The sequence below is a fragment of the Brucella sp. H1_1004 genome (genome assembly GCF_047308065.1).
Taxonomy (GTDB): Bacteria; Pseudomonadota; Alphaproteobacteria; order Rhizobiales; family Rhizobiaceae; genus Brucella; species Brucella pseudogrignonensis_B.
Map to the genome: position 1 here is coordinate 106,639 of NZ_JAYKZA010000004.1, position 23,574 is coordinate 130,212.

The window sequence follows — 23,574 nt, forward strand, 5'->3', positions numbered from 1 at the left end:
ATAATTTGTCGAAAGAAGAAGATTCGACAAATTATCTTCCCTGAATATCTCTGATTGCAGCCATTCCTCTTATTCCCTCGCGATCACCGGTGGCAGCCAATGCCTCATAAATTACCCTCGCATCATCATAACGACGAAGTTTCAAATAGGCCGCGGCTTGAAGACCCATCAGATCCTTTCGAGGCGCTGCCAATTGAGCGCGTTGCTCGAGTATAAAAAGGACATCACGAAAGTTGCCAGCTTGATAAGCAGCAACGGCTTTATCTGATAATATTGAAACGCGCAGTTCCTTCTGACGTTGAGGGCTTAACGGTGCCTTAGTGGCTGATACGGCGGCTTTATCAACCAGACCTGCACGCAAATAAGCCAGCGCCTGGCCATAGGCCGCGTCCGAACGTTGGGAAGCAGATCCAGTCATCAGCGCAGATTCAAAGCTTCTTACAGCATCGAGTGGACGATTGAGTTCCATCAGACACCAGCCATGAGAAACTGCATTCCCGCCAGTGGGCATCGGCCCTTCCAGAGCGTGAGTACAGGATCGCGCATTTCCTGATCCCGCTGATCTCGGCTGCGCTGCACGATCCGCCGGGTTGTATGAATTACTCCTGACAGTTCGAGGAGCGGTCGCGTTACTTGGCCTTGAGCTCTGCCCCCGAGAAGAACGGCTGCTATTCTGTCTGCTATCACCAACCTCCCGAATGCGGGCGGACTTGGAGTCCCAGTTTTGTTTTACTTGCCGCAACTGATTTTCGTCATCTATCGACAGCAGACCTAAAGCCAATCCATAGGCAGCGGGTTCATTTGACGGATCCCACGAAAGAGCAGTCTGGAACCATTGAACTGCGGTCAAATCTTGTTGCATTGCCCGCGCATACCAACCAAGTTGTTCTGCTGTCGTAATATTTTTTTCCGCAACCGTAGCATTTGCAATACGCGTCAATACTTGTGGACTAATAGTCTCAGGCATTCGATTGGGTGGATCACTTGAGAGCAAGTTCGCCGCTGAATCAAAATAAACCAGCGTTGCATCGGGCGACTTATCATGCCACGGATACATCAAATCCTCTGCCGCCGAATAATCTTTGCGCGCATTTAAGACAAGCGCCATTCCTTGGGCAGATGTAACCGTCGCTTGCTTCTTATTGGCCAAATCAAACCATTTTTCAGCCTTTGTCGGCTCATCACGGCGCATATAATACCAACCGAGCATCTCTGCATCAGAGCCCAGAGTTTCACTGTCCGGGATGTTTTCGAGTGCTGAAATATTGGAAGGATCTATTACCAGATCTTTATCGAGAGCAGCCAAACCAACGAAATGACGCGCTATATCTTTCTCGAGCCCGGCAAATTCACGCTGTCCATCTGGTGAGCGCCTTTCAACCTCCAAAAGCTTTTGCATTTCATCATAAGAGAGATTTGTCAGTGCCTTTTGTATCGTACCAGTACGAACATTGGGATCAGAGCAATTATTTATAATGTAGAGATAACCGTCGAGCGCTCGATTACCTTTGTCAACCTTGGCAAAGGCTTCGGATAATCTCCAAAGGACGTCCACCTCATTGCAAGTAAGCATTTCTGGCGAACCCGCCGCAAGATTGATGACCATCTCATACTGAGCATTGTTCGATGCATTGATAAGACGTTCTCTATTCTCACTTTGGTCGAGAGCCTTTAAAAGATCATCTGGCACAACCCAATCAGGTTCACTACTCTTTCGCGAAGCAATCGCTTTGCGCAGCGCGCTGTATTCGCCTTTGGAATACAACAACCAAAGTTCATCAAGTTTGTTGTCAGAGACTTTCGCTGGTGCTGTAGGATCCTCTGGCGGAACCCAGTCTGGATGCAAGGACTTCAATCGGGTGATCTCGGCTTGCATGCGAACTTTATCACCTCGCGTTGCAAAATAACGCAGCGCGCTTTCATCGACATCGGAAGTAGTGTCAACTTGAGTAGCTGTTTGGCTTGCACGAATTGAAACTGGAGAAGGTGAAGTTGCTTGATTGGCAATGCCTAACTGCAAATCAGACATAGGATCATTGTTTTTAAAAAATAAATAATAACTGCCGACGGCAACCGACCCTAGCAAAACACTGATAAGAATATTTTTCATAGGCATCGCGGGTAAACTTCTTTGATATAAGCGAGTGAAAGAAGGTGTAGAGTTGACGGATAGTAATGTGTGGGCTGAAATTCTTTAAGTGCTGCCGATATTTTTTGTCCGGATTTTGCACATGAAACCAGTTCGTTCAAAATCCTATAGCCCGGTTCACTTAACGAGGTTACGGTCGCACCTGTTTGAACATTGACCAAACGGACATCACCATTTTTTTGAGTCATCGCTGCGTTTAAATCGACCGTAAGCTGGTCAGCTCCATTGCCGGCACGTGCGAGATAAAGTGGTATCCGAACATTATTGTAACTAAATTCTGGCGGAAATCCATTTGCAGGCATCGGCTTCTCCCCAAGACTAATCCAGTCAGAAGGGAGTTTAACAGAGCCGAAACGGCTTAGCGACAGCAGTTTAAGGCCACTCAATACTAGAGCATTCCATTTCGGCGAAGGCGCAACTTCGTTTAGCACCGGAAACGCTTCAAACACCCAATAAGAAAGATTGATGATCGGTCCATCTTTCCTGTCATCCTGTGAAAATCCCCGAATGGCGGGCAGAAGTATCGTTTCACCATTGTAAACAACGATTTGCTTCGCCAACAATGTATTGGCGATGGTGTGCGCATAAGTAAGATATTCAGTATTTGGCCATTTTCTGCCAGCCAAGGTGAGCGCATAGGCTATCAAGATATCTCCGTCCGATGCGTTGTTCGTATCAACAATATGCGGACGGACACCAGGATCCCATTTCCAAGCGGACAGACCGTCATTTCGTATCAACAGCTCTGTTTTAGTGAATGTCCAGATGAGTTCAAAATCATCCTGTCGCCCAGCCAGAACAGCCAGAAGCAAGCCATAACCCTGTCCTTCGCTGTGGCTTATGTTGCCATTCGCATCATCAATGATACGACCTTCAGGGCTTAGGAACTTTTCAGTGTAAAGTTTCCACTCGTTTGCGTTGATGGTCATAGGGGCTTTGGTAACATCTTGGGCGTGAGAATTCCAAACAGGAATACCGAATAACAATATTACGGCCACCGTAGCAGTAATGTACTTCCATTGACTAACAATCATCGAAAACCGGCTGCCATTACTCATCATCACGTCTCCCCGAACGTGAAACCAAAGCAGATGTTGTCAGACCGAGTGCCACAAAAATCGCTATCATTAACAGAACATAGGATAATGCGTTGCTTGATAGCCAGTTGGTGGCGATGAGGCGCCAGTTCGATATTGAAAAAGGCTGCGTGGGAATGAAAGAAAAATTCTGAACCGGCATGGTTTCAACGGCAGTATTCACCCTGTTATAGACCGTAATTCTGCCCTGACTTTCGGTCCAATTTTCCTGTTGCGTAAGCGTTTGTGCAGTTGTTCTTAGCATGGCGCTATCAGGTGCCGTAAATACGGTCCATGCTCCATTTGAAGACGGGCTTGGACCTTGTGCCATAACGCCCGAAATTTCTCTCGACGGCGTATATTGCGTTGTTTCTCCCGGAAACAAACGCAGTTCATTCGAAATATTAAACGTTGTGCGCAGACTGGAATAAATATTTTGCAGATTACTCACCCAACTAGATTGATGCAATCGCTGCCAATCATTGAGAGTCAAGTTCTTACTGTCGGGTAATAGAACCTCTGAATCGTCATCGCTCCACGAGCTTTTTGCCTCAGGATTAAGCCCAACGCTTGATAATACTGTGTCAGGAAAGCTATTGATATTACCAACAAAAAGCGCGTTGTTTGATAAAAGTCGATCATCCGTGATGCTTGTGGTAATATCGAATGGCCTACCTGCTGCGCTGGCAAGATTGCCCAAAATTGTGGCGGACGCCGCCATGACGTTAAAATCGTTAAAGTTTGCGACTAACGGAAGCGTCTCACGTGAGTAACTATAAGGATAAGCCATTCCAGCCATTGCAGCGAGATTTGGGGTTTGACCGATCCGGGCGAATGTCGGGACGCTAAATGTCGATGAATCAAAAAGTGCAAAGCGTGGTGAACTCTGTGATGTTGTCACACCAGGCGCGCACACTTTATCCTGATTGGTTAAGAGAGCAGCTTCTACGACGACTGTATTTACGCCAGGGCGGAAATTGCGCATCGAGATATTGATTGGCAATTGCCGCATGACGCCACCGCCAGTGGTCGTAATCGGTATCGTCGTCGCAATATTATCATTGACGTAAATATCAATCCGGCTGCCTGGCAACACTTCCGATGAATATGCTGCGTCCATGTGAATGGTCGCATTGCCGTAAGAGTTTGCATAGAAATCCGCAGGAATAGCAAAAATAAATTCGTTACTAAACCTGCGACCATCAAATTGTTGAGTAGGTATCCCAAGCTCTGAAAATGTCAGAGTTGTCTTATCTCTGACCATTGGCGCTTCAGGCAAATGCCAGTTTTGCGTGTTCAATTCAGTTCTTAACTCATCAGCCGGACGATCTGTTAACTCGGCAATCCGATCTATGCTCTGCTTTACCCGTTGCCAGTTGCCACCCGCAATTAATAAAACTCTGCGCCCGGAAGGATCAGTTAAAAACTCAACACTTTCCGGGACTTTGGTATCAAACTGAATACCCAGGGTTTGCGCCGCAGTTTTGAGCTCGTCATAGGTTCCCAACAAAACTGTTAGTTCTCCAGAACGATGAAGACTTGCATCTTGAACGTCTGAAAAAAGAAACTTTTCCACGGAAAAGCTCTGATTGGGCATACCCCCCAATATAGCTAAGGCTTGTGAGAGCCGCATGAGGCTATTGCCATTTTCGCTATTATTTGAACCCGGAGCGATAATGTTGAAGTGTGTTTCACCTTTCGCGTTAACGCCTATGGTTGAAATATGATCATTAATGTCACGCAAGCTGCCAGAAATATTGTCAGACTCAGCACTCAAGTCGAACGTCAAAAATGTCCGGGTGGAATCGATATTGGTCCAAAGCTCGTATGTTGACTGAACAGAACAATCCGTCCGATGCCTCTGATGAGCGCTTAAGGTTATCGTATTATTGCCGGCTCTGAGTAATTTGGCCGGAACGGCAATAGTTACATCGGCAACTTGATCAGATGATCGAATGGCCTGCTTCAATACTTCTGTATTGTTCAGCGTGACAGTGAAGAATGAGTTCTCTGGTGCAACCAGGATCGCATTTTGATAGCCAATGCTTAATGTCGCTGCCGAACTGGCTTCCGCCTCGGAGAGGGATATGTTCCAACTACGTGCGAACTGCTCACCCCTTAAGGATAATTGGTTCGTTGGTATGAGGTATCGTTGCCATTTACGCAAATTGGCTGCCGACGGAACTGCTGAAGGAGGCGCTACTGTTGGTTGCTGGATGACAGGAATGCTTTCCTGTGCGCCTTCCGGCGTCATACTGAAAGGCGCTTGTCCATACGAACAGGTTGAAGCAAGTGATACGACCGCCCCACTGACAATCACCGCGCCCAATCTAAATTTGCTAATAACCGGCTTTTTTTGGAGTAGAAAGACTGTCATGCCTTACCTACCTTTTTTGCCTGTGCTTTCGCTCTGCTGCTTTTAGAGTACTGGTTCAGCCCTAGGAAATAAGCAAGTCCTCTGCCCGTTTGATAAATTGAAAGGCTGAGAAACCATAGTGTCGCACGCAACACACCCGGATTGGTTCTCCGTTCTTGTTGTATTTCTTTCCAGCGCTCCGAATTTGCAAAAATCAGGTCGGCTACCAATCTGTGATGATCAGCGGTAGTGGGTTTAAAAAGGCAACCCACAGACAAAAGGTCTCCCTCCAGTTTCACATTTCTGACTTCAATTGGGAGTTCGTCGCTGTTCATAGTTGCAAGCGTCTGGAAGCGGGCCGACGTGCGTTGTCCAACGCTGAGCGCTTTTGCGTCTGTCGCATAAACAGTCAAATGCATTCCGTTTACAGAAACATCATCAATCGTGGCTGTATTCCATTCTCCATTGATCAGGACGGAACTTCGTCGTGTCACCTTTACGCGCACGGTAGATGACCACTCACCCCGCTCTGAAACAACGCCCAATGCACATCCGGCCATGATCAGATTAAGCAGCGTCCATCCGCCCACAACAATCAAAACATCGGCTTTGTAGGGTTCTGTATATACGCGATATGCCGCGTAAAGCAACGCGATCACCAAAACGATGAATATTATAAAAAATGGTCGTGATATTTCAGACAGTCGGCTGACTGTTATGGATTCATCTTTGGCCGTCACATTAAATGTAGGCTTTTTAGGATTAAGCAGAACCGATATGATCGCCGGAAACAAATGTACGGACTGCACATATTCATAAAGCTCGGAGATCCACGGCCAGCGATAATTTCCATAAAGATAGTTTTGAAGCAACAAATTGATAAATAGATAGATCAACGTGTAGGCAAGAAACTCGCCTCCTGAGGCAACAAAAATCTGGAGATCAAAAAACAGATAAAACAGTGGGGCAACAAGAAATGTCATTCGAGCAAATGGGAAGAGCCAGAATAGCGTCGATGACATATAACAAAGCCGCTGAGGTAATGCTAATCCAGGCAGAAATGGCGGGAAGCGGTATCGAAGAATTTGCATCATTCCTTGAGCCCAACGGCTTCTCTGCCCGATAAAGCTCGCGAAGGTTGCTGGTTGCAGGCCAGCGATCAGCGGGCGATCAATATAGACACTTTCCCAGCCTTGAGCATGCAAGTTAACGGCAGTCTCACAATCCTCGGTAATACTAACACCGCTAAATCCATCTGTTGTGGAAAGTGCTTCACGGCTTAACAACGCAGCGGAGCCACAGAAAAACGCCGCATTCCACTTATCGAGGCCACGTTGAATCATGCCATAAAACATCTCATTTTCACTTGGCATCTGATTAAAAGTACGAAGATTTCGTTCAACAGGATCAGGATTGATGAAGAAATGAGGGGTCTGCACGAGAAACAATTTACGGTTTTGTACAAAGTAACCCACGGTTTGCGTCAAAAAATTCCGAGCTGGTGCATGATCCGCATCAAAAACGGCTATGAGTTCGCCTTTTGAATGCGCAAGGCCATTATTCAGGTTACCCGCTTTTGCATGTTCGTTTCGTGCGCGTGTCAAATAATTAATACCGAAGTCCGCGCATAGCGCTTTTAACGTTGCGCGACGTTCTGTTGCGCGACGGCTCTCTAACAAATCTGATGACCCACATTTTTGATCTGTGCCACCATCATCCAGCAGCCAGATTGCGAGCTTGTCCGCTGGGTAATCCATATTAACGGCTGCGGCGATTGTGTTGGCAAGAAGGTTTGCATCTTCGTTATAAGAAGGGATGAACACATCAACCGACGGCATGTCTTCTTCAGCCAGATCGATACTATCAGGCGATGTACGGGGAAGTGAAACGACAAAGACGGAAAGGGCCAGCATCATCACGCTGTAGAGTTCCGCCATATAAAGCAAAATCCCCGGTATAAAATTCTGTAACTGACTTACAGGAGGAATGGTTTGCGTGGTTCTCCAATAAACATATCGCAACACTACAGCACTACAAAGACCGACAACAACAAGCCGCCATGGTCCGCCAATCCTGAAATGCTTCAGAACTGCAACGAGGACCAGAACACTAATACCAAGAGAAAGCTGCGTTGCAAGATTTATAGGTATGAAGCAAAAAAACAGCACGCCGACGGCTGAAAGAATCCAACAAATTAAAATCCCCAAATTCGGCATAGTGTATTCTTTCTTTAACCTATTATTCGAATAGTGAGGGACCGCTAATTGCAGAAATTATTTGCTTCACTTTCCTTACCGTTTGATCTCGGAGACTTTATCAAAGAGCAGGGAGATGGAACTTGTATTGCTTCATTTTTTGCTCCTCCATTACTCGACGACTGCCGTCTCAAGACGTCAGAGCTCTGACTAGAGGCGGGCGGAGGCGGCACAATAACCGTATTTGAACTGGTCGCTTTAACGGGTGCTGGCAGCGCACGAGGCGGCACCACACTCTCCTGGCTTGCACTACTCGATGTTGGATTTTTGAGGCGGCGCTCTTGCTGATTATTTTGTGCAGCATTTTCGAACGTCGTCTCAGCTTTATTCAAAAGACTGCTGTTAAGATCTGATGCTGGAAACGGTCCGGCAAGCTCGCTTTTCACAGCCGGCGGAAAAACCGGATTGCCGGGTCGTCCGAGATTTGGCGATGGAGAAGCGGGCTCACCATAAGGGTTCCAGGAATTAGCCTGGTTCGTTGCGTTGATGGTGAAGCCATACATCGCCGACAATAGCTTATCGACATCTGAACCCGTCTCACAAAGACGCAAGCGCAAATTGATACGCCCTCTGTTCTGGAAAAAGTTTTGATTATGCTCCGGCGATTGAATTTGTTGCCACGCATAAATGCAATTGTCGCCACCCGGCGCCTTTCCTGTTGCATAGCTAAACGAGCCGTAATTATTTTGAACATAGAATGGGGAGCGAGACATTACGATACCACCCATCTCAGTGCGCAACTCTCTTGCTATCCGGCCGTCTGTAATCGCAGCATATGAAATCGTATTTTCCGTGCGCGCACCTGTCGGACCCAAAAACTGAACGTAGAAGTAGTTTTCGCCCGCCAGCTTGGAGTTCGTACTCAGTGTAATTTTTTGCGTAACGCCATTACGTGCCCGATCTTCGACAACACCAACAACGGAATAATTTGTTGGGAGAACGAACGCATCCTCCGGTGTAACCACCCGTTTGCCGTTACTGATGCTAGCAGTTCCCGTTGAAGTGCACGAAATTAGCAGCGGAGCCATTAAAAGCAGAAGGCTGATATGCCAATTATTCAAAACAACGAGCCCCATTTCTCATTCAGTACGGTGATATAATCGGCATTTCTTTATTTATTATTTAGTAATTTTTAATCTTTAAGTACAGAGGAAAAAATAGTACGTGGTGCAAATCTGGTGGGAAGTTTCTGATTCAGATTTTGAACCAAGAACCACAATTACGATTTCAGTGTTGAGATAAGGCTTCCTGCCAATTTTGGCCGCCATAAAATAAGCCAAGAACAATAACTTCTTGCGCAGTGACATTGAACGCGATCGTTATCCTGCGTTCAAAGCCAACGGTTCTCAGCCCTTCTCGTATATCGTTGTGCAAAGCGCCTCGTTCAGAAGCATATTCCAAGTCACGAATATAGTTCTCGAGCCTATCAATATATCCAAGTGCGGTATCAGGCGATGCTCTTTCGGCTATCCAATCATAAAGAGCCACCAGATCTGTTTCCGCCTCCGGAGATAAGACGACGGATCTGCGGATCACTTGCGACCTTTCACGCGTTCAGCATGCCGATTACGAACTGACGCAAAGGCAGAATCGACGGTTATCGCACGGGCTGGATCTGATTTCATCGCATCGTAAGATCCAGCAACTTCATTATGTAGCCAGCGTTCAATCACTTCATCACGCTCTCTTAATGCTCGGATGCCAGCACGAACAACCTCACTGACTGAGGCGTAATCCCCATTCCTGACTTTAGACTCGATGAAAGCTGCCTGCTCACTAGGCAGGCTAATCGTGCGTTTTTCGATGTTGGCCATTCTACTTTTCTTTATGATCACATCAAGCATGGTATGAATAATTCATACCATAACCTGAACCAGATGCAAAGAGCCTATCTAATAGATGCGAAAATCAAATAACTGTGATCCCGACCTTATGCCGACACAAGTATCTGCTATGAGCTCAGAATCTCCACACGGCACTCATTTTCAGAGTGCCAGTCAAGATTCTCCGTTCGGATCCAAAACTGTTGAACCCCAGTGCGAAATAGGTAGAAAATTCGCTTCGAAGTGACACTGCCGACGGCAAGATGCAATTAAGTAGCGCCTCCGACCGCAAAACTGAATCAAACTTAGGCTGAATTCAACACTCATTTATCGGATCGTGATCGCCGCCGCATATTAAAATCTGGTAGCCGTCTAAGGTATTAGTTGCTGGTAAAGCGTTAGCATCGAGAATTGGAAAGTATCGTCAAATTTGCACGACTTCGGACGAACCACCTTTTGCAGCACGGTCGTGAAACAGAAGTGGCTCGGGAAATCTGCACAGCTAGGATAAGTGGAAATTCTGCCTGACTTCGGCTTAGATGCCGGGAACAGGAGATACCATGACGAGACGACCACGCCGAAACCATAGCCCAGCTTTTAAGGCAAAAGTTGCGCTGGCTGCGATTAGAGGCGAGCAGACGCTAGTGGAATTATCCCAGCATTTTGACGTGCACGCGAACCAGATAAAGCAATGGCAAGATCAGCTTCTTGAGGGGGCCATTGGTGTTTTCGGCGACGAGACCAAGGCGGAATCAGCAGAGCCAACCGTCGACGTTAAAACGCTGCATGCCAAGATCGGTGAGCTAACTCTGGAGAACGATTTTTTAGCCGGAGCGCTCAGCAAGGCGGGATTGCTGGGCGGAAGGAAATGATCGACCGCGCTCACAAGCTTTCGGTCGCACGACAGGCAAAGCTCCTCGGGTTCAGCCGTAGCAGTGTCTACTATTCACCGCGCCCTGTATCGGATGGCGATCTGGCACTGATGCGCCGGATCGATGAATTGCATCTGGAATACCCATTCGCGGGAAGTCGGATGTTGCAGGGGCTTTTGAAAGGAGAAGGGCTTGAAGTTGGGCGGCTGCATGTCGCTACGCTGATGAAGAAGATGAGCATCGAGGCGATTTACCGTCGCCCAAACACCTCGAAGCCAGCGCCAGGGCATAAAATCTATCCCTATCTCCTGCGCAAGCTGGCGGTCACCAGACCCAATCAGGTGTGGGCAATGGACATAACGTATATTCCGATGGCACGTGGCTCTGTCTATCTGTGCGCTGTCGTCGACTGGTTCAGCCGCCGGGTTCTATCATGGCGACTGTCGATCACAATGGAGGCGGACTTCTGCATCGAAGCGGTTGAGGAAGCTCTGGTCAGCTATGGAAAGCCTGAAATATTCAACACGGATCAAGGATCACAGTTCACGTCCATCGACTTCACTAACTTGCTGAAAAAGGCAGAGATCGCCATCTCGATGGATGGCAAGGGTTCGTGGCGAGACAATGTCTTTGTCGAGCGGCTCTGGCGATCAATCAAATACGAAGAGGTTTATCTTCACGCCTACAAAACCGTGTCCGAGGCCCGAACTGGCATCGGCAGATATCTAAATTTCTACAACAGCCGACGGCTGGACTTGCCCTTATTTAGTGGAGGGGTTCTGTCACTAATTTACGGTTTATCATCTCGAACTGCATCGGTGATTTGTATCCGAGTGCAGAATGTCTGCGCACAGGATTATAGAAGCCGTCAATGTATTCGCCAATGGCTTTGATTGCATCCTTACGTGTGTAGAACACAGTGCGCCAGATCAGTTCCGACTTGATCGTTTTGAAGACGGTTTCCACCATTGCATTGTCATAGCAATTTCCTTTGCCGCTCATGGATGGAAGCATTTTGTGAGCTGTGAGGATTTTGCGATACTCATAACTGGCATACTGGCTTCCTCTGTCCGAGTGCTGGATCAGCCCCGGCTTTGGTTGACGGATTGCAATGGCTTTCTTCAAAGCACTGATCGCCAGATCCTTCTTCATCCTATCGCGTGCTTCCCAGCCGATGATGCGACGCGAATAAAGATCGACAACGATTGCCAGATATAGCCAGCCTTCTGCCGTCCATATGTAACTGATATCGACACCCCATTTTTGATTAGGCCCATCACAAGTGAAGTCCTGATCCAGAAGATTGGGAGCGACGGGCTCACCATGATTGCTGTCGGTCGTGCGTTTGAAGCGAGTTTTCTGCCGGGCTTTAAGGCCGTTTTCACGCATCAGTCGCGCCGTGCGGTGACGTCCTGCTCGAATACCTTCTTCGTTCAGTTCGACATGCATTCGAGGGCTGCCATAAGTTTCACGTGACAGCTCAAACTGATTACGAATATGCGCCAGGATGATCATATCGTCGAGCTGACGACGACTGGGCAAACGATGCTTCCATGCATAATAACCGCTGATACTGACGCCTGCGAAAGCGCACAGCCGTGACAGAGACATATGAGCCTTCTCCGTGTCGATGAACGCAAACTTCATCGACTTGTCTCCCGAGCGAAGAAGGCCGTCGCTTTTTTTAGTAGGTCACGTTCCTGTCGCAGGAGTTCATTTTCCTTACGAAGCCGGGCAAGTTCCTCGCTCATGTCCTCATGCGGACCAGAAAGCAGATCCTTCTCAGCAAAATTGCGACGCCAGCGGTCAAGTGTTGATTTGCCAATGCCAAGGTCGTCCGCAACCGATGAAATGCTTCGACCACTCGTCGTTAAAATACGAACGGCTTCCCGTTTGAAATCTTCTGTAAATTCGCGCTGCTTCAATTCTAAGTCTCCTGTCAGTTTTATCTAACAGAAGCCCTCCACTTTTGAAGGGGAAGTCCATGTCACGCTTACCCTGATCCGTTGAGAGAAACTCCATTCGAGGCTCCATGGAGAAACTCCGTTCTGTCCATTCGCTAACTCTCAATGACAGAACACAAAATCAAATAGAACGTGGGGTCAGAACACCGGTTACCGAAAACTTGCAAATAAGAATGAATTCGTAAGAGACATCGTGTAAAAAAAATCTGCGGTGGCAGGTTGGTATCTACTTTTTAATTCGATGCACACCGCTCTCCGGTCGTATTCTTAATTTCTATTTGAATGCTAGATAAGTTCTGAATCCGAACGGTTTCTTCGAGCGTTACTCAAATCAAGACGTACGCTTGACAATTAGTTGAGGAACAGATAGAGAACAAACGTATGAAGAAATCTCTAGTTCAACGCTTAGCTATTCTGTCAGACGCTGCAAAATATGATGCTTCTTGCGCGTCGAGCGGCACTGTAAAGCGGAACTCGGCTACGTCTGGTGGTCTCGGTTCGACGGAAGGTTCGGGCATTTGCCATGCTTATGCGCCAGATGGTCGTTGCATCTCGCTCCTCAAAATTTTAATGACAAATTTTTGCATTTACGACTGCGCTTATTGTATCAACAGGTCGTCTAGCAATGTCGAGCGTGCAAGGTTTACTGCCGAAGAAGTCGTCTGGTTGACGTTAGAATTTTATCGACGCAATTACATTGAAGGTTTGTTTCTTTCGTCAGGCATTATTCGTTCTTCTGATTACACCATGGAAGAAATGGTACGCATCGCGCGCGAGCTTCGCACGACGCATAATTTTCGAGGATATATCCATCTTAAATCCATTCCGGAGGCCTCACCACAACTCATTGATGAGGCTGGGCTATATGCGGACCGCTTGTCGATCAATATCGAATTGCCAACTGATGATGGTATAAGCAAATATGCGCCTGAAAAGCGGCCAGAAAACATTCGCAGATCAATGGGAAATCTGCGCATGAAAATTGAGGAAATGGCTGAACCGAGCCTACAAACTAAGCGGCAGCGTAGATTTGCGCCAGCAGGTCAAAGCACTCAAATGATTATTGGGGCTGATGCTGCTAACGATGCAACAATTCTTGGCACAAGCGCACGTCTCTATGGCAGTTATGGATTAAAGCGCGTGTACTATTCGGCATTCAGTCCAATTCCGGATTCATCAAAAAACTTGCCGCTTATTAAACCACCACTTATGCGAGAGCACCGTCTGTACCAAGCCGATTGGCTTTACCGGTTTTATGGATTTAACATCAGCGAGATTACTTCAGTATCATCCGATGGTATGCTTGATTTAGATATTGACCCTAAACTGGCTTGGGCGCTTGCCCACCGTCAAAGTTTTCCAGTCGATGTGAATCGTGCCGATCGGGAAGTGCTACTTCGTGTTCCAGGTTTCGGAACGAAAACGGTAAACTCTATCCTCTCATCACGCCGTTTCAAGCTCTTGCGACTTGAGGATATAGGTCGGTTCGGAATATCTCTGAAAAAAGTACAGGCTTTTATCTTGACCGAAGGTTGGTCTCCACATCGCCTGATCGATCGTGCAGATTTAAGATCGATGTTCATGCCGAAGCCGCAGCAGTTGTCAATGCTATGACAGAAACCTGTTTCCTTGAGGGGCGCGGAGATTTTTTCGAGTGGCGCAGTGCCGCGAGACAGTTTCTTCTAGCGAATGTTGAACCGAGAGATATCGACTGGCGACTTCAAGGGAAACGGGGAGACTTATTTGATCAGGATAACAAACCTCAAATTGAGGAAACGGATCAGCAGAGTGGCGCTGTTGTGATCAATGTTCCTGTGGCATTTTTCAGGTTAGCGGAAGCCGTGATTTGTCACTCACACCCTTCACGTTTCGGATTGTTGTACACAATTCTCTACCGCTTAAGGTCAGAGCAGCATTTATTGGATTTAAAATCAGATCCAGATGTTGCTGCTGCACATCGTATGCTAAAATCTGTTAGCCGTGACTATCACAAAATGACAGCTTTCGTTCGGTTTAAGGAGATGCCGCTTCCGACAGGGGTGGCAGCTCGGCGACGATTTGTGGCATGGTTCGAACCAGATCATTTCATTGTTAAGAAGGTTGCTCCGTTTTTCCAGCGTCGTTTCAATGATATGGATTGGATAATCACCACTCCGCAGGGATCGGCCTGTTGGGATGGTAGAGACCTTTGCTGTTCAACTGATCCAGCTAATAAGCCCGATATTCATGATGACACGGAGCAACTTTGGCGCACCTACTACTCATCCATTTTCAATCCTGCCCGGCTGAAGGTGAAGATGATGATGACGGAAATGCCGAAAAAATATTGGAAAAACCTTCCTGAGGCAGATCTCATTCCCGAGCTAATTGCAGGGGCGGAAGCTAGAGTGCTTGAGATGGGGCAAAAGCAGGCCACGCACCCTCTGCCGTTCCATGACCGCCTACAAAAAGCAGCTGCCGCCATTGCGACCGCGCCTACCGATCAGATCGATAGTATTGATACTCTTAGCAAGAGTGCGCGATATTGTGATCGGTGCGATCTTCATTGCCGTGCTACGCAAACGGTTTTTGGTGAAGGTCCAGCCACCGCTCGTGTCATGATTGTCGGAGAACAACCAAGTGATCAGGAAGATCTCGCAGGGCGACCGTTTATCGGACCTGCCGGACGTGTCTTGGATGAAGCCCTTACGAGAGCAGGGTTTAATCGGCGTGAACTATATCTCACCAATGCAGTTAAACATTTTAAGTATGAACCTCGTGGAAAGCGACGCATTCATCAAAGGCCAAATACTGGTGAAATTGAACAGTGCCGGTGGTGGCTGACACAGGAAATAAATATTGTGCAACCAAAAATAATCGTATCGATGGGGGCAACCGCTTTATTTTCTCTCACCGGCCAGAAAGGTCGGTTGGAGGATATACGAGGTCAGGCAATCATCATGGACGATACACGCACACTTTTTGTTACCGTGCATCCCTCGTATATTTTACGAATACCAGATGAAAAAAAGCGAAGAAACGAGCTAACACGTTTCTGCAAAGATATAAGTGACGTGAGCCTTCTACCGAGTTAACGGAGCGGTTATGAGACCTAACAATTAATTTACGGCTCATTGAATAAATTTCAATTTTATTGCTACAACTTGCCGTTGTATTTAATTATTGAGTGATGCTTTTTATATAAAATATTTCATCTTATGTGAATTCGTAATTTTGATACATTAATTATTCTAATATAGCAGTTATCACAAAATATTTTTGAATAACATCAAAGAATTTTAAAAATTTACTCATATATTTTCTCAAACTAGATATTGACTTGATATAATATGTTGATTGAGATTAATTCATTTTTCTAGTTCACGCTATAATATTATTTGTCATACAACATTATCAAACTTCGAAGAATAACGAAAAATACCATGCCTCAAACGCCAAAAAATTTATTTTGAATGTTAAAGTTGTTCATTCGTTCTATTGAATTTCTAACCTCCAGCATTTTTATGAGGACCACAATATCAAAAATGCCGCATATCAAGCAGCAAGCAATCACCTCAATAGAAATTATAGGTTTCCGCAATCTCGTTGCCGAGCCGGTTGTTACGCGCGATGAACTCCGTCAGAAATTCATGCAGACCAATATCGAAAATAGCACTGATGTCCTGATTTTGCAGTGTTGCGTAAATCTTGTCCGCTGTCTGATGACAGACATCGCTATCGCCATAATCCTTGGCCAGAAAATTCAGATGTCCATTGATGCTCTGATAGCAATGATTGAGCGAACGCGGCATACGTCCATTCAAAATAAGATAATCCGCAACATGCGCCGGGCGATAATCACCGTCATAAACCCAGCGATAGGATCTATGGGCAGAGACCGAGCGCAAAATCGACTCCCACTGATAATTATCGAGCGTGGTACCGACGTAGGAAACCGCAGGGAGAAGCACATAATATTTTACGTCGAGAATGCGGGCTGTATTGTCTGCACGTTCTATGAATGTGCCAAGCCCTGCAAAATCAAAGATTTCATTGCGCAGCATAGTGCCGTGGAATGCACCACGGATCAGTGCCGTTTCGCGCTTTATCTGATCAAGCAGTGGCGGCAGGTCAGCTTCTTTAAGTGGCTTGCACAATGATTTTTTAAGAACCATCCACGCTTCGTTGATGCTTTCCCATGCCTCGCGCGTGAGTGCAGTTCGCACCATACGCCCATTGGAGCGTGCAGTTTCCATGCAGGACATCACGCTGGATGGGTTATCCATATCGCGCAGAAGAAAGTCAGCTACATTCGCTGCATTATAAGCCTGATATTTGGCTGAAAATGTCTCGCTTGCGCCAGCCGAAACGATCACCGAGGACCATTCTTCCGGTGCATCCGATGTTTTGGTAAGCGCCATTCGCAATCCCGCATCCACCAGACGCGCCATGTTTTCGGCCCGCTCAATATAGCGAAACATCCAGTAAAGACCATTTGCCGTACGGCCAAGAAGCATAAATATTCCCCTTTTTACGCCCTGATCTTTTTGTCAGTTGCTGCGTGTGATGTAATTTTAATCGTCGAGCACCCAGGTATCCTTGGTGCCGCCGCCCTGACTGGAATTGACGACGAGCGAGCCTTCTTTAAGCGCTACACGCGTCAACCCACCCGGCGTGATCCGGATACGATCAGAGACCAGTACAAATGGTCTAAGATCAACATGGCGTGGCGCGAGACCGCTTTCGGTAAAGATCGGTGTGGTTGAAAGTGCCAGTGTCGGCTGCGCAATGTAATTACGCGGACGCGCTTTCAACTTTTCAGCAAAGGCATCACGCTCGGCTTTTGTAGCAGCAGGACCAACCAGCATGCCATAGCCGCCCGAACCGTGCACTTCCTTAACGACAAGATCGGCCAGATTGTCCAACACATAAGCAAGACTATCCGGTTCCGAGCAGCGCCACGTCGGCACATTTTCCAAAATCGCCTTACGACCTGTATAGAATTCGACGATTTCCGGCATATAGGAATAAATCGCCTTATCATCGGCGATACCTGTCCCGGGTGCATTCGCAATCGTGATATTACCGGCCCGATAAACATCCATGATACCCGGAACGCCAAGCGTAGAATCCGGCCTGAATGTCAGTGGGTCGAGATAATCATCGTCAACACGCCGATACAGAACATCAATCGTGCGATAGCCTTTCGTTGTGCGCATCGCCACACGACCATCGACAACACGCAGATCGCTACCCTCAACCAGTTCAACACCCATCTGATCGGCCAGAAACGCATGTTCAAAATAGGCAGAATTATAAATACCCGGTGTCAGAACAGCGACCGTTGGCACACCTTGCGTTCCGGGTGGTGCAACACTTGCCAGTGATTGGCGTAGCAGTTGCGGATAGTTCTCTACGGGGCGCACTTTAACATTCTGAAACAGCTCTGGAAAAAGCTGCATCATCGTTTCACGGTTCTCCAACATGTAAGAAACGCCGGACGGCGTGCGCGCATTGTCCTCAAGAACATAGAACTGGTTTTCAGCTGTGCGCACAATATCGACGCCGATAATATGCGTATAGACATTGCCCGGCGGACGAAAGCCGATCATCTCAGGCAGAAAAGCCTCGTTGTTGGTGATCAGCTCTTTCGGAATACGCCCTGCCCGCACAATCTCCTGACGATGATAAATATCATCGAGAAATGCGTTGAGCGCCATCACACGCTGCTCGATGCCTTGCGAAAGCTTGCGCCATTCCTGACCCGAAATAATACGCGGGATAATGTCAAACGGGATTAGCCGCTCAGCCGCATCTTCATCGCCATAAACTGCAAAGGTAATGCCGGTTTTGCGAAAGACACTCTCGGCATCCTGAGTTTTCTGCAGGAGTTTATGCTGATCCTGCTCGTCGAGCCATTGTTTGAGAAATTCATATGGTTGGCGGACACCCTTGCCCTGTTTAAGCATCTCATCAAATGGCATTAAAAGTCTTACTTTCAAATAAGAGCAGTACTGAAGTGATTGACGCCCAGGTCATGAGGGGATCGCCCAGCTGGTCCATATCGTGCGGACGTTAAACGCAAAGGACGAGTGTAGTTACTGATATTTGACTGCAGCCCTTTGTATTCTTCAGTCCAGACTTCGAACCTGTTGAGCTGGTGGGGTCCAAAAGTTGAAAATAGCGGAATATCGCTGGCGTCTCTGCCACGCGCTACGAGAATTCGACCGATCCTTGGCTGGTTATGTCGCGCATCAACCGTAAACCACTGTCCGTCGAGATAAACTTCGACCCACGCATTATAATCCATTGGCGACGGATCAGCAGGTACGCCAATATCCCCCATAAAACCGTTTGCATAACGCGCCGGGATGTTGAGCGCCCGACAAAATGTAATGGCTAGATGCGCGAAATCCCTGCACACACCAACCCGCTCATTATAAGCTTCAAGTGCGGTTCGGGTTGATCGAGCATATCCGTAAGAGAAATTCAAATGCGAATTAACGAAATCGCAAATCGCGCGAACCCTGTCAGCTCCCGAATTGTAATGCCCGAAACGGGTCCATGCGATTTGCGACATTCGATCCGTTTCACAGTATCTGCTACCAAGTAGATATGGGAGGCATTCACACGGCAACTTGGCCGGATCTCCCTGTTCTGCATTATTATTAAACACGTCAGGAAGGCCATCATTTTCAACAATTGCGTCATAAGTGAGAACCGTTTCACCAGGCGCTAAAGTGTGGCGATGCAATTCATTTCCGTGAACGTCTAAGTGACGCGTGCCAAAGCACTGCTGTGCATTTGACCAAACAATGTTGTTTTGTTGCTCGGGGTGAACGTTCAGATACGTGTATACAGCTGTTGGAGATGTCACTTCCACGGCAATTTCGTAACCCACTCGAATAAGCATCGTTATCTCCCTGGCAATTCAGTGGCTAAAACTGACGAATGGTCTTGCGGTTCCGCTCGGCTCCCAACAATTATAAGATTTTCAAAAATTTATTTCTAAGATGCGTCCTTATTGCCGTTGGCGCGTTATGGCAAAATCAATTGAGGGCCAGAAAATGCAGCTTTATCGATGCGACATAAGCGGGACGCCAATCTATTTCGAAAATACAACGAGTTTAGGAGCAGGCAATGCGCGCGTGGGCTTTGTCTCAGACACACTCACTCTTCATACTCTTAACCAGGTAGATGATCAGCTTTGGTCGGTTCCATCGCGCGAAGGAGAATTATGGCGTTTTTGTCAGAATGCCGAAGTTGACCGTAGTAACTGGCTTGTCAAAGCGGACGGTCCACAAACCTTAGCGGTGCCCGCTCGCTATAATAGAAAAATTCCTGACATCCAAACACCCAATGGTCTCGAGCGGTTTCGTAAAATCGGGGCGGCCCAACGCCATCTTTTTTACTCTATATTGCGATTTGGTTTACCATGCCCTGGCCGTGACATTGATCCCCAGGGCGGTCTGGTATTCGATTTCATGGAAGACACATTTGATGACCACGGCAATGTCGTCCCTGCAATGACCGGCCACGAGGATGGCTTAATCAGTCTGCGCGCCGCTGAAGCTGACGACGACGTGAGGGAAAGCGTTCGCGTAGCCATGGGCGAGCCATACAGAACGCTTTTAGGACATTTTCGCCACGAAATCGGTCATTTTTATTTCCAGCAACTTATTGATGGAAGCGAAATGATTACTGAAGCCCGAATATTATTCGGCGACGAACGTGAAGATTATGCAGCCGCCTTGAAGAGGAATTACGAGCAAGGGCCTCCAAAAGACTGGGATGAAAATTTCGTTTCCACATATGCGAGCTGTCACCCATCAGAGGATTTTGCAGAATGTTGGGCTCATTATTTTCATATCGTCGATACTTTGGAATCTGCGCATGCATTTGGTTTAACGATAGAACCTTTAAAGCATCGCGAGCTTGAAACTGAGGTCGCTTTTGATCCTTACAGGGCAAACAACGCGACCCAAATTGTCGAGGCTTGGGTGCCTATCAGTTTAGCTCTAAACACGTTTCAACGCTCCATGGGGCAAGCTGATATTTATCCTTTTGTGCTCCCCACGCCAGTTGTAGAAAAATTGGATTTTATTCATCGCACTATCAGGAATGCCCGTTTAGAGAACAATTCAAGCATTTAAGTACACCAAAAACGTTCTAGTCGACATCCACGGTTTGAAATAGCCTAACTTATGGATGCAACAATTTGAGCTTTCAGATCACGTCAGAAGGAACCAACTCTGTCGTATTACATTTATAGGTGCGAGCGAAATTGTGAGCTCAAAAATTGGAGAAATCATATGCGTCGACTAATTCTTGCAACCGTTGCAACAGCTGCCCTTGGATCATTTGCTTTCGCACAGACCGCCACTACTACTTCGACAGAAGTTTTTGTGACAGCCAAGCCAACCGACGTAATCTCCAGCAACATTTTAAATCTCGATATTGTCAACTCCAAGGATGAGAGCATTGGCAAAATCCAGGATCTAATCATGGCTGATGGATCTCTTACAGGCTATATCGTTTCTGTCGGCGGGTTCCTCGGAATCGGCGAAAAATATGTAATCGTCGCTCCTCAGTCGGTAGAAATTCTCTACTCAGAAAACGACAAGAAGTGGTCCGCTAAAATGGAAACTTCAAAGGAAGATCTGGAAAAAGCTCCAGAATTCAAATACGAAGGCCGTTGGGGCAAATAATATCAGAAACAATAAAAAGCGGCTTTTAGGCCGCTTTTTATTTTATTAAGAATTGTCGCGGTTCAGATATAAATTTAGCCGGAAAAGGCTCAGCGATACGTCGTACAAATCATAACGTATTTTGTCGGTAGTCATCGCTTAGCAAGATATAGGTACCGCGCCTAACGGTAGAGCAATCAATTGAAGCTATTCATGATACAAATTGGTGGCAGTTGCGGTGGGTCAAACGTCGAGTTGCATGACATACGCTTTTGTTTAGGTAACCAAATCGAAGATTGTTACGATGATTTGCGCGAGCAATGGTGGGGAAACCCAAAAGGCCTTCATCTCGATTGCTGGGGAGAGATACGCCAGGTTGACGGGCATAACGTAAATATTGTTCCCAAAAACAGAAGCAATCATATTAACAAATTGTTTTTTCTAAACCTTGGCGGTTACACCACCACACAGTTCGGTGAGCTTCATGAAAATCTGCTCTTAGTTATGCCTGACCTTAGTTCAGCTAAGAAAAGGGCCTTGGCAGAAGTAAAACACTGGGCGCAACCGCATCGGGATAAAGGTTTTGAGGTCGAAAATTCTATAAACTTGAGTAAATCCGTCCAAAGTAACGGTTATTCGATTGAACTTACCCCCTCTGAAAAGCAAGTTCCGTTTGAGTTTATATGCAAATATAAAAAAATTGGCTGATTTCGAACGCTTGCAGAAGTGAGTCGATAACGCTCTCCTTCATTTTGCGAGTGTGCGTTCGTAATTATTCTTTTATAGATTTGCTGAACCTAGCATATTTTTGCTCTATTCAATCAATATGTCGCCTCATAATTTAGAACAAAGCATGAATTTCAGCTAGCGAAACCTTCAATTTCTTTTATACTACGAGCTTCGAACGAAATTAGGGCTGATATGTCGACACGATCCGAAGACCGCCGCATCCATCGTGAAATCTACGATCTCAATGAGGGTTCAGATCCATTCGCTGCAGCGATGCGTTCAACACGTATGCCGATGCTGATTACAGATCCTCGCAAGCCGGATAATCCAATCATTTTTGTTAACGATGCGTTTCTGAAACTGACCGGTTACTCACGCGAAGAAACTATCGGTAAAAACTGTCGTTTTCTTCAAGGTCCAGGTACCAATACTGATGACATCAATCGGGTTCGCGATGCTATTCAATCACTCGAGCCAATAGAAATTGATCTCCTAAATTATCGAAAAGACGGCTCGGTCTTTTGGAACCGGCTTCTCGTTTCACCAGTATTCAGTAATGAAATATTGACATATTTTTTTGCATCTCAATTGGATGTGACCCGAGAACGAGCAACAGGGCTTTCTACGAATAGAGACCATGTTACAGATACTCTGCAGCAACGCATAGCAGATTTGACGGAAAGTGAAGAGCGACTTCAATGGTGTTGTCACGTTAACTGGACTGCAGTTGCCTGCCTGACGGTTTGGGCATAAATTTTGACGATGCAGCCATCAGATATCATCTTCAAGCGTCACCGTTTTCCGCCACAGATTATTGCTCATGCGGTGTGGCTTTATCTGCGGTTCAACCTTAGTCTGCGTGAAGTTGAGGAAATGCTGCTTGAGCGTGGTATCGACGTATCATACGAGACAGTTCGTCGTTGGATCGCCAAGTTCGGAGCCCAGATCACGCGCAACTTGCGGCGTCGTCAGGCGCGCCCTGGCGATATTTGGTATTTGGACGAAATGGTCGTCCAATGCTCTGGAAAGAAATTCTGGCTCTGGCGTGCGGTGGATCAAAACGGCATCGTTCTCGAACAAATCTTGCAGAAGCGGCGAGATAAAGGGGCAGCAAAGCGAATGCTCGTGGCGTTAATGAAGCGCTATGGCTTCGCTCCCAAACGGATCATCACTGATAAGCTCCGCTCGTACAGTGCAGCAAAAGCAGAAGTGGCACCCGGCCTTGAGCATTGGTCGCACAAGGGCCTCAATAATCGAGCCGAGAATAGCCATCTGCCGTTTAGGAAACGGGAGCGAACCATGCAAGGCCACCGATCACCGGGAGCGTTGCAACGGTTCGTTTCCATGCACTCAGCTACCCGCAATTGTTTCTCTGTTCCATCTCGTCGCCGAGCCGCACAAACAATTCGCTACCATCGCCTCGAAGCTTTCGATGCATGGAAAATTGCGGCCTGTGTCGCCTGAATATCTACGAACCCCTGGCCTTTCCGGCAAGAGAAACTTAACGTGACAACACCGCAATAAGAACACTCTTCATTGCATTACTCCTAAGGGTGTGTACGCTGTGAAAACTTTCTATTGGTTATTAGGTTCCATTGTTTGCTGGTGAATTCCGTGGGAAATTTTCAGCAAGAAAAGCCCCGTGTCGCTGCTAAGTTCACGGGTATATTTCTTAATTCGGCAT

18 protein-coding genes and 1 pseudogene are annotated in these 23,574 nt (G+C 47.0%); 8 read left to right on the forward strand and 11 right to left on the reverse strand.

The annotated features are described in order from the left end of the window. Window positions 1-31: 31 nt before the first annotated feature. From U2P60_RS19365 to U2P60_RS19395, 7 genes are all read right to left on the reverse strand, one after another. Entirely contained in the window at window positions 32-2,110 is a 2,079-nt protein-coding gene (locus tag U2P60_RS19365) for a tetratricopeptide repeat protein (RefSeq protein ID WP_413573982.1), read from the reverse strand. Next, window positions 2,107-3,210: a glycosyl hydrolase family 8 gene (locus U2P60_RS19370; protein ID WP_313830246.1), complete on the reverse strand. Its 1,104-nt coding sequence runs from the start codon at window positions 3,208-3,210 to the stop codon at window positions 2,107-2,109. The genes U2P60_RS19365 and U2P60_RS19370 overlap by 4 nt, the downstream gene beginning before the upstream one ends. Beyond that, window positions 3,200-5,602, reverse strand: coding sequence for a cellulose biosynthesis cyclic di-GMP-binding regulatory protein BcsB (locus tag U2P60_RS19375; protein ID WP_413573984.1), 2,403 nt, complete (start codon window positions 5,600-5,602; stop codon window positions 3,200-3,202). The genes U2P60_RS19370 and U2P60_RS19375 overlap by 11 nt, the downstream gene beginning before the upstream one ends. Then, the gene (gene bcsA, locus U2P60_RS19380; protein ID WP_413573985.1) at window positions 5,599-7,797 is read right to left on the reverse strand and encodes a UDP-forming cellulose synthase catalytic subunit; all 2,199 of its coding nucleotides are present in this window, start codon (window positions 7,795-7,797) and stop codon (window positions 5,599-5,601) included. Before bcsA ends, U2P60_RS19375 begins: the two co-directional genes overlap by 4 nt. Before the next feature lie 44 nt (window positions 7,798-7,841). After that, complete coding sequence (bcsN, locus tag U2P60_RS19385; RefSeq protein WP_413573986.1) at window positions 7,842-8,912, reverse strand: cellulose biosynthesis protein BcsN; 1,071 nt, start codon at window positions 8,910-8,912, stop codon at window positions 7,842-7,844. 151 nt (window positions 8,913-9,063) lie between these two features. After that, on the reverse strand, window positions 9,064-9,372 hold the full coding sequence (locus tag U2P60_RS19390) for a type II toxin-antitoxin system RelE/ParE family toxin (protein ID WP_313830242.1): 309 nt from the start codon (window positions 9,370-9,372) through the stop codon (window positions 9,064-9,066). Beyond that, on the reverse strand, window positions 9,369-9,650 hold the full coding sequence (locus U2P60_RS19395) for a type II toxin-antitoxin system ParD family antitoxin (RefSeq protein WP_413573987.1): 282 nt from the start codon (window positions 9,648-9,650) through the stop codon (window positions 9,369-9,371). The genes U2P60_RS19390 and U2P60_RS19395 overlap by 4 nt, the downstream gene beginning before the upstream one ends. Window positions 9,651-10,219: 569 nt before the next feature. On the opposite strand from U2P60_RS19395, the pseudogene U2P60_RS19400 reads away from it, so the two are divergent. Further along, window positions 10,220-11,280 (forward strand): annotated as a pseudogene (locus U2P60_RS19400) (IS3 family transposase); the annotation flags it as partial. A gap of 16 nt (window positions 11,281-11,296) precedes the next feature. Here the strand turns inward: U2P60_RS19400 and U2P60_RS19405 are convergent. Beyond that, window positions 11,297-12,456 (reverse strand): IS3 family transposase gene (locus U2P60_RS19405; RefSeq protein WP_413570911.1). Its coding sequence is split into 2 segments (ribosomal slippage): window positions 11,297-12,195 and window positions 12,195-12,456, totalling 1,161 coding nucleotides; the frame shifts between segments, so codons are not numbered across the junction. 420 nt (window positions 12,457-12,876) lie between these two features. On the opposite strand from U2P60_RS19405, the gene U2P60_RS19410 reads away from it, so the two are divergent. Next, window positions 12,877-14,109 carry a putative DNA modification/repair radical SAM protein gene (locus tag U2P60_RS19410; protein WP_413573988.1) on the forward strand — a complete coding sequence of 411 codons (1,233 nt, stop codon included), beginning with the start codon at window positions 12,877-12,879 and terminating at the stop codon, window positions 14,107-14,109. After that, window positions 14,106-15,569 carry a UdgX family uracil-DNA binding protein gene (locus U2P60_RS19415; protein ID WP_413573990.1) on the forward strand — a complete coding sequence of 488 codons (1,464 nt, stop codon included), beginning with the start codon at window positions 14,106-14,108 and terminating at the stop codon, window positions 15,567-15,569. Before U2P60_RS19410 ends, U2P60_RS19415 begins: the two co-directional genes overlap by 4 nt. Before the next feature lie 480 nt (window positions 15,570-16,049). Here U2P60_RS19415 and U2P60_RS19420 read toward each other — a convergent pair whose 3' ends face one another. The 3 genes from U2P60_RS19420 to U2P60_RS19430 are packed head-to-tail and all read right to left on the reverse strand — an operon-like array spanning window position 16,050 to window position 19,387. Then, the gene (locus U2P60_RS19420; protein WP_413571649.1) at window positions 16,050-16,991 is read right to left on the reverse strand and encodes an alpha-E domain-containing protein; all 942 of its coding nucleotides are present in this window, start codon (window positions 16,989-16,991) and stop codon (window positions 16,050-16,052) included. Window positions 16,992-17,048: 57 nt separating this feature from the next. Then, a complete protein-coding gene (locus U2P60_RS19425; RefSeq protein ID WP_413573992.1) occupies window positions 17,049-18,458 on the reverse strand; it encodes a circularly permuted type 2 ATP-grasp protein in 1,410 nt (469 codons plus the stop codon). 14 nt (window positions 18,459-18,472) lie between these two features. Next, window positions 18,473-19,387: a transglutaminase-like domain-containing protein gene (locus tag U2P60_RS19430; protein ID WP_413573993.1), complete on the reverse strand. Its 915-nt coding sequence runs from the start codon at window positions 19,385-19,387 to the stop codon at window positions 18,473-18,475. A 154-nt stretch (window positions 19,388-19,541) separates the two neighbouring features. Between U2P60_RS19430 and U2P60_RS19435 the strand changes: the two genes are divergently transcribed. The 5 genes from U2P60_RS19435 to U2P60_RS19455 all read left to right on the forward strand — a co-directional run bounded on the left by U2P60_RS19435 (window position 19,542) and on the right by U2P60_RS19455 (window position 23,354). Then, window positions 19,542-20,627 carry a putative zinc-binding metallopeptidase gene (locus U2P60_RS19435; protein ID WP_413574346.1) on the forward strand — a complete coding sequence of 362 codons (1,086 nt, stop codon included), beginning with the start codon at window positions 19,542-19,544 and terminating at the stop codon, window positions 20,625-20,627. A gap of 159 nt (window positions 20,628-20,786) precedes the next feature. Continuing rightward, window positions 20,787-21,182: a PRC-barrel domain-containing protein gene (locus U2P60_RS19440; protein ID WP_413573995.1), complete on the forward strand. Its 396-nt coding sequence runs from the start codon at window positions 20,787-20,789 to the stop codon at window positions 21,180-21,182. Between the two features lie 192 nt (window positions 21,183-21,374). Next, a complete protein-coding gene (locus U2P60_RS19445) occupies window positions 21,375-21,869 on the forward strand; it encodes a DUF1543 domain-containing protein (RefSeq protein WP_413573996.1) in 495 nt (164 codons plus the stop codon). A 213-nt stretch (window positions 21,870-22,082) separates the two neighbouring features. Further along, window positions 22,083-22,643, forward strand: a complete 561-nt coding sequence (locus U2P60_RS19450; RefSeq protein ID WP_413573997.1) for a PAS domain-containing protein — start codon at window positions 22,083-22,085, stop codon at window positions 22,641-22,643. Between the two features lie 9 nt (window positions 22,644-22,652). Next, window positions 22,653-23,354, forward strand: coding sequence for an IS6 family transposase (locus tag U2P60_RS19455; protein ID WP_413573999.1), 702 nt, complete (start codon window positions 22,653-22,655; stop codon window positions 23,352-23,354). The last annotated feature ends 220 nt before the right edge of the window (window positions 23,355-23,574 follow it).